This is a genomic window from Moraxella canis, assembly GCF_002014965.1.
In the GTDB taxonomy this organism is placed as follows: Bacteria; Pseudomonadota; Gammaproteobacteria; order Pseudomonadales; family Moraxellaceae; genus Moraxella; species Moraxella canis.
Map to the genome: position 1 here is coordinate 20886 of NZ_MUXT01000012.1, position 11931 is coordinate 32816.

Sequence of the window (11931 nt, forward strand, 5' to 3'; positions counted from 1 at the left end):
ACCAACGGAGTAGCCAATATGACAGTGAATAGCCAATACCGTAAACCCCTACCCAATACCGAGCTTGATTATTTTGACACCCGTCAAGCCATCAATGATATCACGCCAAACGCTTATGACAAACTGCCTTATACATCACGCATTTTGGCAGAGCAACTGGTGCGAAAAGTGAGCGATAAAGACGAACTCACCACCGCATTAAAACAAATCATCAACCGTGAACGCACGTCTGATTTTCCTTGGTATCCGTGCCGTGTGGTGTGCCATGACATTTTGGGGCAAACCGCCCTTGTGGATTTGGCAGGTTTGCGAGACGCCATCGCCGAGCAAGGGGGCGACCCATCTAAGGTCAATCCTGTGGTGCAAACTCAGCTGATTGTAGACCATTCTTTGGCGGTGGAGCATGGTGGCTATGACCCTGATGCTTTTGCCAAAAACCGTGCCATTGAAGACCGCCGAAATGATGACCGTTTTCATTTTATCAACTGGACAAAAACCGCCTTTGAAAACGTGGACGTAATCCCTGCTGGCAACGGCATCATGCACCAAATTAACTTAGAGAAAATGTCGCCTGTGGTACAAGTCAAAGACGGCTTGGCTTATCCTGATACTTGTGTGGGGACAGACAGCCATACGCCCCATGTGGACGCTTTGGGTGTGATTAGTGTGGGTGTGGGCGGACTAGAAGCTGAATGCGTTATGCTTGGCTTGCCATCCATGATGCGATTGCCTGACATTGTCGGCGTGCATTTAACAGGTAAAAGACAGGCAGGCATTACCGCCACTGATATTGTGCTTGCTTTGACCGAATTTTTGCGTAAAGAGCGTGTCGTTGGGGCGTATGTGGAGTTTTTTGGTGAAGGGGCAAGCGTCTTGTCCATCGGCGATAGAGCCACCATTTCCAACATGACCCCTGAATACGGAGCGACCGCAGGGCTATTTTACATTGACCAGCAAACCATTGATTATCTACGTTTGACAGGACGTGATGAGAACCAAGTGAAACTGGTTGAAACTTATGCCAAACACACAGGACTGTGGGCGGATAGCCTAAAAACAGCAGAGTATGAGCGAGTTTTGAGCTTTGATTTATCCAGCGTAACTCGCAACATCGCAGGCCCAAGCAATCCGCACGCTCGTGTCTCAACGGCTGATTTAAAAGCAAAAGGCATCGCAGGCGTGGTAGAAAACCGCACTGATGGCTTAATGCCTGATGGGGCGGTGATTATCGCAGCGATTACGTCTTGTACCAACACATCAAACCCAAGAAACGTTGTCGCTGCCGCCTTACTTGCCAAAAAGGCGAACGAGCTTGGTTTAACTCGCAAACCTTGGGTCAAATCGTCCTTTGCTCCCGGCTCAAAAGTGGCGGAAATTTATCTAAAAGAAGCCAATTTGTTACCTGAACTTGAAAAATTGGGCTTTGGCATTGTCGCCTTTGCTTGCACCACCTGTAATGGCATGAGCGGTGCCCTAACGCCTGAAATTCAGCAAGAAATCATTGACCGTGATTTGTACACCACTGCCGTATTATCAGGCAACCGCAACTTTGACGGACGCATTCATCCTTACGCCAAACAAGCCTTTTTGGCAAGCCCACCGCTGGTGGTCGCTTATGCCATTGCAGGGACAATCCGCTTTGACATTGAAAAAGACGTGCTTGGCGTGGTGGACGGCAAAGAAATTCGCCTGATTGATATTTGGCCAAGTGATGAAGAAATTGACGACATCGTGGCTAAATACGTCAAACCTGAGCAGTTTCGTGAAGTGTATATCCCCATGTTTAACCTTGACCGCAGTCAAAAGGCGGACAGTCCGCTATATGACTGGCGACCCATGTCCACCTACATTCGCCGTCCGCCGTATTGGGAAGGGGCGCTTGCTGGCGAGCGTACCTTAAAGGGCATGCGTCCTTTGGCGATTTTGCCTGACAACATCACCACCGACCATTTATCGCCGTCAAACGCCATTTTGCCAAGCTCAGCGGCGGGCGAATATCTGGCCAAAATGGGCTTGCCCGAAGAAGACTTTAACAGCTATGCCACGCACCGCGGCGACCATTTGACCGCTCAGCGTGCCACTTTTGCCAATCCCAAACTGTTTAATGAAATGGTCAAAAACGACGACGGCACCACCCGTCAAGGCTCGCTGGCTCGTGTGGAGCCTGAGGGCGAAGTCATGCGTATGTGGGAAGCGATTGAAACCTATATGAACCGCAAACAGCCGCTCATCATCATCGCAGGGGCAGACTACGGACAAGGGTCAAGCCGAGACTGGGCAGCCAAAGGCGTGCGACTGGCGGGTGTGGAAGCGATTGTGGCAGAAGGCTTTGAACGCATTCACCGTACCAATTTGATTGGTATGGGCGTGCTGCCTTTGCAGTTTAAGGACGGTACGACTCGCCACACGCTGGGTCTTGACGGCACGGAGACCTATGACGTGATTGGTGAGCTTGCCCCACGCGGTGAGCTGACTTTGGTGGTTAATAAAGCCAATGGCGACACAGTCAAAGTGCCTGTGACTTGCCGACTAGACAGCGACGCCGAAGTCAAGACTTATAAGGCAGGCGGAGTGTTACAGCAGTTTGCAGGGGAGTTTTTGAAAGGATGAGTAGAAGCGCATAATCACATTCTGACTTCTACACAGGTTGGCAGGAAGGTCACATACAAGCTTCCCTGCCAATCATTTATCCGTCGCATTCTATGCATGATGCAATAAATAGCCGTGATTCATTTAGAATTTTGTAAAAATTTTATGACGCCCGTTGATTTATCTCGCTTTGAAATTGCTCAAGAAAAAACTTACAATCAAGCCGTTTTAGAGCTGAAAAATGGTAAAAAACTGACTCATTGGATGTGGTACATTTTCCCACAAATACAAGGGCTAGGGAAAAGTGCGGCTGCCATTAAATACGCCATCAAAGATTTGGACGAGGCACAAGCCTATCTAAACCACCCTATTCTTGGATCAAGACTAATTGAGTGCTGTCACATTTTGTTAGATCTGGACAATAGAACAGCCTTGAATATTTTTGGTAACACCGATTCATTAAAACTACTATCTAGCCTAACTTTGTTTTCGCTAACACCGAACGCAGATCCTATTTTTGAGAAAGTTTTGGCAAAATATTTTGATGCAAAACCAGATGATACAACCAAGCTCATCTTACAAAAGCAAAGCATTCAAATTGATACTGTCGCCAATATGGATTAGTCGATCATCAAAGAGATGGGATGCAAAATTGCAATCACTACGCTATCTCTTGACGGCACGGAGACCTATGACGTGATTGGTGAGCTTGCCCCACGCGGTGAGCTGACTTTGGTGGTTAATAAAGCCAATGGCGACACAGTCAAAGTGCCTGTGACTTGCCGACTAGACAGCGACGCCGAAGTCAAGACTTATAAGGCAGGCGGAGTGTTACAGCAGTTTGCAGGGGAGTTTTTGAAGGATTAGAAGCTTAACAAAGACACAATTTTGTAGCTTTCAATTAAACATTTGTTATATCTAATATAATAATATAGAACATTATTGTCAGTCTACTGAAATTGAGAGGAATTTGAATGATAAACCATAAAAAATTTGATAGAGAGATTTTAAAACAAATTAAAACTCTTTATGTTTACGATAATTGGCACGCACCTATTGCGTTGTTAATGGATTATGCCTTAATTATTTTTGCTATTGTATTGGCTGAATATTCATATTGGTTTTTACCATTAACATTGCTAATTATTGGTAGTCGGCAAAGAGCATTAGCAACTATTTTGCACGAGGCATCTCATTCTGCACTTACTCGGAATAAGAAATTTGGAAAAATAATCGGAACTTATTTCTCTGGTTACCTTATTTTTCAAAGTTGGGATAGCTATACACAATCTCATGTTAAAAATCATCATCCTAAAATAGGTACAGACTTAGACCCAGATTATGATTATTATAAAAGTTCAGGCGTATTTCATACCCATAGCAAAAAAGAATTTTTTTGTAAATTCTTTTTTGCTCCAATTTTATGTTTAAAATTATTTTCTAATATCAAGTACCTTGTTATAAATCGTTTAATGTCTAATGCAAACAAAAAAGAATTGTTGAAAATTTTATTTGTTCATTTAGTGTTTTTTATTTTAGGAACAAAGCTGGTTGGTTATAAATTTTATTTTTTGTATTGGTTATTACCCTATCTGACTGTTTTTCAGATGATAACTTGGTTTATTGAATTGGCAGAACACTATCCTATGATTGCTTATACAAAAAGCAACATAGAAATTTCTAGAAATCGTTTTAGTCATTGTGTAGAACATTTTTTTACAGGAATGCACGGAGAGAATTATCATCTTATCCATCATTTATTCCCTGCTATTCCGTTTTGGAATTTAAAAAAAGCTCATTTTATTTTAATGCAAGATGATGAATATCGTTCTATAAATGCACAATTTGGTGGAATTTTTATTTCTAACAATAAAAACCCGTCTATGTGGCAACAGTTATTGAGAAAAGAGTATGTCTAAAATAATGTTGGGGATTTTATTGGCTTTATCTGCGGCTGCTCTGAACGCATCTATTGGTATTTTCAGTAAAATATTGTTGCAAAATGGATTAAATCCACAAGATATTGCCTTTTTTAAAACAGTATCGGCATTTTTAATATTAAGTTTAATTTTAGTTAAAAAACCGTTTTCTGAGCAAAAAAGTGTTGTGGTTGGTGAAAATGCTTTTGAAACTATTGGTTGGACTTCAATATTATTAAAAGTGGCGATTTGTGCATTTTTGGGAATTTTTGTTTTGTTTTTCTTTGAAACTACGGCTTATCAATATGGTTTTGCTTCTAATGTTGTTGTTGTTTTGATGGCTTCCGCTTCGGTGTCTGCATTGATTTTTGGTAAGATTTTGTTAAATGAACAACTAACCATTTCTGCAATATTGGGGACTTTGTTGGCAATTATTGGTATATTTGCCATTTCTTGGTCTGGCGGTAGTAATTTTAATATGTTATTAAATGCTATTTTGGCGGGTACTGGTTATGGTATTTTTTCTGTATTGGTAAAGAGGTTTTCATTAAATGGTGGAATTTATTTAACAAGACTATTTATGCTATTTGGTAGTATATATTTATTTTTTCCTTATATGCTAAATATACATACCATTGATTGGAACTCAGTTATTGTTGCTAATATATTGGCATTAGCAATTTTACCAACTATATTGGGATTTTATTGTACAACCAAAGCATTAAACTATTTAACTGCTGCAAAAGTGCAAGTAACAGAGTTATCGGAGCCTATTTTTGCGGTTATTATGGCTTGGATGTTTTTAAGTGAATTGCCTAGCTATCAGTTTTTTATTGGAGCAGTGTTTATTATTTTTGGCATAATTTTAATTAACCAAATGCACCAAAATTGGTTATCCAAAAGTAAATTTTAATAAAGGAACTTAAAATGCAAACCCCAACCCGTGCCACCTAAATGCGTGGCGGTACTTAAAGCCATCTTTAGGTGGCTTTGGTCTAAATTTAGTGCTAAAATAAAACTAAATTTTAGCACTAAATTTAGAACTTATTAGGGGAAACTAAATGCAGCCATTGTACGCTGGGCAATCTGCCAGTATTTCAGAGTTAAAACGCAACCCAAGTTTATTGATTGAACAGGCGATGGGAGAGCCGATTGTCATTTTAAATCACAATACGCCATCAAAGATTTGGACGAGGCACAAGCCTATCTAAACCACCCTATTCTTGGATCAAGACTAATTGAGTGCTGTCACATTTTGTTAGATCTGGACAATAGAACAGCCTTGAATATTTTTGGTAACACCGATTCATTAAAACTACTATCTAGCCTAACTTTGTTTTCGCTAACACCGAACGCAGATCCTATTTTTGAGAAAGTTTTGGCAAAATATTTTGATGCAAAACCAGATGATACAACCAAGCTCATCTTACAAAAGCAAAGCATTCAAATTGATACTGTCGCCAATATGGATTAGTCGATCATCAAAGAGATGGGATGTAAAATTGCAATCACTCTTAAGCGGGGGAGTTTTTGAGTCAATAAAATGAAAATAGCGTTAGTTTTTACTAACGCTATTTTGTTACATAAAAGGCTTATTGATATTAAGTGTAAGCCAAATTTTATCTGCCGTGCAATTTGAATTGTTAATATCATCAATAAAATCTTTGGTGTATTTCGCTTCTGAACCACCAACACTGACTGTGTCGCCAAGTTTAAATTTTTCACCGTGATTATTTCCAATCCAAAATGGCTCATTTTGCCATTTGACATAAATACCAGTAACTAAAACCAAACGGTCATCAATATACAGACAACCATTTTTTTCATTAAGAATACCTGTATAAAAAGCAGCATCTCCCACTTCTTCTAACTTCTCTAAGTGAGCAACAAAAACAGATGGGTTGTGTTGGTCGTTAGGTATTTGTTGTGTCGATAATGTGGCTGTTTTCTCGTGGTTTGGCTTAGTATTTATAGGTTCTTTTGAAGTTTCAATATTAGGCTGTTGGCAACCTAATAGCGTCATCAAAAGAATACCTAACATGTACTTATTTAGCATAAAGAACACTCCAGCCAGTTGGTAGATAATCCATTGTCATATAGAAAATGTATTTTACTATAAAAGAAATGTATGTCATTATAAAATATAAATCAAGCGTTTTATAAACAATCTTTTAGACAAGGAACAAAACCATACAAACATCAGTCAAAGCCACCTACATGCGTGGCGATACTTAAAGCCATCTTTAGGTGGCTTTGGTCTAAATTTAGTGCTAAAATAAAACTCAATTTTAGCACTAAATTTAGAACTTATTAGGGGAAACTAAATGCAGCCATTGTACGCTGGGCAATCTGCCAGTATTTCAGAATTAAAACGCAACCCAAGTTTATTGATTGAACAGGCGATGGGAGAGCCGATTGTCATTTTAAATCACAATACACCATCAGCTTATCTTGTTCCTAGTGAAACTTTTGAAAAAATGATGGAGTTATTGGATGATGTTAAACTCAACCGCTTGTGCGATGAACGAACAAAGGACTTGAACAAAGCTGTTTCGGTAACCCTAGATGAGTTATTAAGCGATGACTTTTGAGCTTAAATTTATACCACAAGCTAAAAAGGAATGGCGAAAGTTAGCACCCACCATCAAGGCACAATTTACCAAAAAATTGGCTGAACGCCTAGAAAATCCGCATGTGCCATCAGCACGATTATCAGGCAGTACCAATCGCTACAAAATCAAACTAAGAGCGGTTGGCTATCGCTTGGTATATGAAGTGGTGGATGATGTATTGATAGTCTATGTCATCGCTGTGGGTAAACGTGAAAATAATCATGTCTATGATATGATGGCGCAAAGAGAGCTTGAGTTAGACGAAACCCATTCAGACGACAAGCTATAAGACAAGGAGTAATCATGCAAACATCAGTCAAAGCCACCTATATGCGTGGCGGTACTTCCAAAGGTACATTTTAACCTAATCAATTTACTCAAACCATCCAAAAATTACCAAGCAGCAATATAAACACAGATTTATTTGAGCCAACCCGATCAAAACAAGGCACTAAATAGATGAAAAAGACCATTTTTAACATTGCCAAAATGGACTGCCCGTCCGAAGAGCAACTCATTCGCATGCGTTTAAAAGATGTATCTGATATTTATGAATTACAGTTTGATATTGCTGGGCGGTGCTTAACCGTCTATCACGATAATCAAGATACAACGATTTTACAAGTACTTGAACCGCTTAATTTTGATAGTCATATCATTTCCACCGAAGTGATTGTTGATAAGATAGTGTTTAATAAGCCTGATGAGCGCTTAGAAAAAAGATTATTATATCAAGTGCTCATGATTAACTTTGTGTTTTTTATCATAGAGTGTTCGGTTGGTATTTTTGCTAATTCTATGGGGCTGATTGCTGATAGTCTAGATATGCTGGCGGACAGCTTTGTCTATATATTGGCGCTATCAGCCATTGGTATGACGCTGGCGTATAAAAAACGTGTGGCATTTTTGGCGGGGATAACGCAGATAATATTGGCGTTATTTGGGGTGATAGAAGTGATTAGGCGTTTTATCGGTGCTGAGCAGCTGCCCAATTATCAACTGATGATTGGCACGGCATTTTTGGCATTGATTGCAAACTGGCTGTGCTTATATCTACTGAGCAAAAATCAAAATAAAGAAATCCATATCAAAGCCAGCATGATTTTTACATCCAATGACATTATCATCAATATCGGTGTGATAGCGGCGGGAGCATTGACGTTATTGACTCATTCTAGCTATCCTGATTTAATCATTGGCATGATTATCTTTGTCATTGTATTATTTGGTGCCAGAAATATTTTAAAATTGGCAAAATAATTCATTTCACCAGCAAAGGAGTTTTTATGCAAACATCAGTCAAAGCCACCTACATGCGTGGCGGTACTTCCAAAGGTACATTTTTTAATTTGGCAGATTTGCCCGAGCGTTGCCAAGTGTCAGGGCAGGCACGAGATAACTTTTTGCTGCGTGTGGTTGGCAGTCCTGACCCCTATGGCAAGCAGATTGACGGACTTGGCAATGGCTCATCAAGCACGTCCAAAGTGGTGATTTTATCCAAGTCAGACCGTGCTGACCACGATGTCAATTATCTGTTTGGGCAGGTGGCGATTGATAAGCCGATGATTGACTGGTCGGGCAACTGTGGCAATCTGACTGGGGCGGTCGGCGCCTTTGCCATCGCCAATGGCTTGGTGGATGCTGATCATATCCCTGACAATGGTGTCTGCGTGGTGCGTATTTGGCAAGAAAATATCGGCAAGACCATCATCGCCCATGTGCCTATCACCAATGGTCAAGTACAAGAAACTGGCGATTTTGAGCTAGACGGTGTTACCTTCCCTGCTGCCGAAGTGAAGATTGAATTTATTGACCCTGTGGACGCTGACGGCGATATGTTCCCCACCGGTAATTTGACCGACCGCTTAGTCGTGCCTGAGGTGGGCGAGTTTGAGGTTACCTTTATTAACGCAGGCATTCCCACCATCTTTTTGCACGCTCGTGATTTGGGCTTTACTGGTACAGAATTACAAAAAGACATCAATGGCGACAGCGAGCTGTTAGACAAATTAGAAAAAGTGCGTGCCTATGGTGCGGTACAAATGGGCTTAATTTCAGATGTGAAAGAAGCCGAGACGCGTCAGCACACACCCAAAATCGCTTGGGTGGCACCTGCTGCCGACTATACAGCATCTAGCGGTAAACAAGTGAAAGCAAGTGAAATCAATCTTTTGGCACGAGCGATGAGCATGGGGCAACTACACCATGCGATGATGGGAACGGCAAGCGTGGCGATTGGCACAGCGGCGACCATCGTGGGAACAGTGGTTAATCAAGCCGCAGGCGGTAAGAACATGAGCGAAGTATGCTTTGGACATCCGTCAGGGACGCTGACGGTGGGCGGTCAGTCTGACTATGTGGACGGCAAATGGCTCGCCAAAAAAGTCTCCATGAGCCGCTCTGCTCGCCGTCTGATGACTGGCGAAGTCTGGGTGCCAGCGGATAGTTTTTGAGACCGCTTAGGTGTTAAGTCTGATCATTTTTGGCAGTCGGCTAAGCCGTGTTGGTAGCCGACTGTTTTTCATGACCATGTGATCAATGCTTGGGTGAGAAGGTGCAGCCATCACGCCTGATACTTTACACTTTTTACCGATTTTGATACACCTTTCAAATCCCACCTTTCGTCATTGCCTCTGATGACAGGCAGTCACTCAATCTGCTGATGGTATTTGTGAAATAAAATGTGCTACAATTTATTCAATCCATCACACAATGAGTCAACCATGCACCAAATCAATCCCGATCTACTCGCCAAATCCAAACAGTGGCGCAACGATATCCAGTTTCGCCAAGAAGTGCTCGGTAAGCCCTTTGGGTTTACCAGTACTTGGGGGATTTTTAGTCCCGAAAAATTGGACGACGGCAGCCTGATGCTGCTAGATTATATTGATTTTCAGCGAGCAGATCACTCCATCGATCTTGGCTGTGGCTATGGGGTGCTTGGCATGACCGCCGCGCGCGAATGCCCAGAAGGTTCTCATTTATTGATTGACAAGGATTTTGTCGCCGTCGAATACGCCAAGCTTAATTGTAAAAATAACGGTCTAACTAACGCTGAAGTCATGCTATCTAATGGCTTTTATCATGTGGATAAATCGCGTCAATTTAGTTTAGTTATGAGTAATTTGCCCGCCAAAGCCAGTAAAGAGCAGCATTATCTGTATTTACTTGATGCTTACAATGCCATGACAAGCGGTGGCAGATTTTATGTGGTCACTATCAATGGGCTGCGTGATTTTATGAAGCGTTCGTTTACCGAAGTTTTTGGCAATGCTGATAAAATCAAACAAGGCAAAACATATACCGTCACCATGGCGGTCAAGGAATAATTAAAGGGATATTATGACCACCGTCAGCGCTCAAGATTGGCAAGATAGGCTATCAACGACACGCTATAGTGTCATCAATGGCGAGATTCGCCCAAAAACCACTGGCGGCATGGACAGCATTCGCAGCAGCTTTCATGTGGATTATGACAGGGTGGTGTTTAGTCGTGCGTTTCGTAGGCTTGGGCGCAAAACGCAAGTCCACCCTTTTGCCATCTCAGACCACACGCACAATCGGCTGACCCACAGCGTCGAAGTGGCAAGCGTGGGGCGCAGCATCGGTAATATGGTGGGCGCTGCCCTACAGTCCGCCAATTTATTACCTGAGGGCTACAGCCCAAGCAATATCGGCACAGTCGTGCAGGTGGCTTGTCTTGCCCACGATTTGGGCAATCCTCCTTTTGGTCATACTGGCGAGGCGGTACTCAGAGAGTGGTTTAATGACCCAAAGCACCGTATTTATTTGGACGCACTGGATGACGATAAGCAGCGCTGCGATATTCGCACTTATGAAGGTAACGCCCACAGCCTGCGCACCGTGCTGCGTCTTGAGATGTACCAAAATCAAGGCGGTATGCGCCTGACTGCTGCAAGCGTCGGTGCCTTGCTCAAATATCCTTGGGAGAGCAGCAATCCTCGCTCTGATGGCGGCAAATTTAATTTTTATCAAAGTGAGGTGCCATTGGTTCGCCAAATTGCCACCAAGCTTGGTCTGCCCAAGCTTGGTGAGGATCATTGGGCACGCCATCCGCTGTCATATCTCATGGAGGCAGCTGATGACATTTGCTATGCACTGCTTGATCTTGAAGACGCAGTGGAGATGGGGCTGATTGATATCGAAGATTTTTATAAAACTGTGCAAAACATCGACGGCATTGATAAGCTTAAAAACATCCCCAATCCTGAACAGCGCTGCGGTGCCATGCGCGGCGTGACGATTGGTAAAGCCATCGAAAGCGTCAGCCATGCTTTTATGGAGCATCATGATGCACTGATGATGGGTAAGTTCACGGATAAAGATTTGTTGGCGGTCAGCGACGACGCCATCAAAAAAACCCTGCAAGATGCCAAGCAGCTTGCCGCCAATAAAATCTTTCGTCATGACAGTAAAATTGCCACCGAAATCGCCGCCTTTGGTTGCTTAAGCTCCATTTTGGATTTATTAATTCCTGCGGTCTATGCACATCATCAAAATCAAAAAACCCAAACCAAGCATGCCTTGGCGCTGAGTCTCATCGGCTTTGACACCCAAAACAAGCGCTCGCTTTATGAGGACTATATGATGGTGCTTGATTTTATTTGTGGACTCACCGACAATACCGCCGCGCGACTTGCCAAAGACATCTCAGGGGTGAGTATGGGGCACGATCATGGCTTGAATTTTTAATCCATTTGATCAGATGAATTAAGCTTGTTTATCAGCTTGCTTGTGCGTGTCATTTAGGTCAGATTTTAGGCATTGTTCACCAACTATACATAGCTCAA

14 protein-coding genes are annotated in these 11931 nt (G+C 42.3%); 13 read left to right on the forward strand and 1 reads right to left on the reverse strand.

Annotation, left to right across the window (positions count from 1 at the left end; translation table 11 throughout):
* Window positions 1-24 precede the first annotated feature (24 nt).
* The 7 genes from acnD (at window position 25) to B0180_RS09700 (ending at window position 5982) form a co-directional block, all read left to right on the forward strand.
* The gene (acnD, locus tag B0180_RS09670; protein WP_233424970.1) at window positions 25-2610 is read left to right on the forward strand and encodes a Fe/S-dependent 2-methylisocitrate dehydratase AcnD; all 2586 of its coding nucleotides are present in this window, start codon (window positions 25-27) and stop codon (window positions 2608-2610) included.
* 114 nt (window positions 2611-2724) lie between these two features.
* Entirely contained in the window at window positions 2725-3213 is a 489-nt protein-coding gene (locus B0180_RS09675) for a DUF1810 domain-containing protein (RefSeq protein WP_233424969.1), read from the forward strand.
* A gap of 15 nt (window positions 3214-3228) precedes the next feature.
* On the forward strand, window positions 3229-3456 hold the full coding sequence (locus B0180_RS09680) for a hypothetical protein (RefSeq protein ID WP_078256721.1): 228 nt from the start codon (window positions 3229-3231) through the stop codon (window positions 3454-3456).
* 107 nt (window positions 3457-3563) lie between these two features.
* Window positions 3564-4508, forward strand: a complete 945-nt coding sequence (gene gntB / locus B0180_RS09685) for a guanitoxin biosynthesis L-arginine gamma (S) hydroxylase (RefSeq protein WP_078256722.1) — start codon at window positions 3564-3566, stop codon at window positions 4506-4508.
* Window positions 4501-5421 carry a DMT family transporter gene (locus B0180_RS09690; protein WP_078256723.1) on the forward strand — a complete coding sequence of 307 codons (921 nt, stop codon included), beginning with the start codon at window positions 4501-4503 and terminating at the stop codon, window positions 5419-5421. The genes gntB and B0180_RS09690 overlap by 8 nt, the downstream gene beginning before the upstream one ends.
* 148 nt (window positions 5422-5569) lie before the next feature.
* Complete coding sequence (locus B0180_RS09695; protein ID WP_208609403.1) at window positions 5570-5719, forward strand: type II toxin-antitoxin system Phd/YefM family antitoxin; 150 nt, start codon at window positions 5570-5572, stop codon at window positions 5717-5719.
* Window positions 5695-5982, forward strand: coding sequence for a DUF1810 family protein (locus B0180_RS09700; protein ID WP_167366944.1), 288 nt, complete (start codon window positions 5695-5697; stop codon window positions 5980-5982). Before B0180_RS09695 ends, B0180_RS09700 begins: the two co-directional genes overlap by 25 nt.
* Before the next feature lie 105 nt (window positions 5983-6087).
* On the opposite strand, the gene B0180_RS09705 is transcribed toward B0180_RS09700, so the two are convergent.
* On the reverse strand, window positions 6088-6564 hold the full coding sequence (locus B0180_RS09705; protein ID WP_078256725.1) for a hypothetical protein: 477 nt from the start codon (window positions 6562-6564) through the stop codon (window positions 6088-6090).
* Between the two features lie 268 nt (window positions 6565-6832).
* Between B0180_RS09705 and B0180_RS09710 the strand changes: the two genes are divergently transcribed.
* The 6 genes from B0180_RS09710 (at window position 6833) to B0180_RS09735 (ending at window position 11833) form a co-directional block, all read left to right on the forward strand.
* Window positions 6833-7099, forward strand: coding sequence for a type II toxin-antitoxin system Phd/YefM family antitoxin (locus B0180_RS09710; protein ID WP_078256726.1), 267 nt, complete (start codon window positions 6833-6835; stop codon window positions 7097-7099).
* Window positions 7089-7409 (forward strand): type II toxin-antitoxin system RelE family toxin, encoded by a 321-nt coding sequence (locus tag B0180_RS09715; protein WP_078256727.1) that lies wholly within the window; start codon window positions 7089-7091, stop codon window positions 7407-7409. Before B0180_RS09710 ends, B0180_RS09715 begins: the two co-directional genes overlap by 11 nt.
* A 170-nt stretch (window positions 7410-7579) precedes the next feature.
* Window positions 7580-8380, forward strand: a complete 801-nt coding sequence (locus tag B0180_RS09720) for a cation efflux transmembrane domain-containing protein (RefSeq protein ID WP_064602420.1) — start codon at window positions 7580-7582, stop codon at window positions 8378-8380.
* Between the two features lie 26 nt (window positions 8381-8406).
* On the forward strand, window positions 8407-9573 hold the full coding sequence (gene prpF / locus B0180_RS09725; RefSeq protein WP_078256728.1) for a 2-methylaconitate cis-trans isomerase PrpF: 1167 nt from the start codon (window positions 8407-8409) through the stop codon (window positions 9571-9573).
* 270 nt (window positions 9574-9843) lie between these two features.
* On the forward strand, window positions 9844-10449 hold the full coding sequence (locus tag B0180_RS09730; protein WP_078256729.1) for a class I SAM-dependent methyltransferase: 606 nt from the start codon (window positions 9844-9846) through the stop codon (window positions 10447-10449).
* Window positions 10450-10462: 13 nt separating this feature from the next.
* Window positions 10463-11833: a deoxyguanosinetriphosphate triphosphohydrolase gene (locus tag B0180_RS09735; protein ID WP_078256730.1), complete on the forward strand. Its 1371-nt coding sequence runs from the start codon at window positions 10463-10465 to the stop codon at window positions 11831-11833.
* Window positions 11834-11931 lie beyond the last annotated feature (98 nt).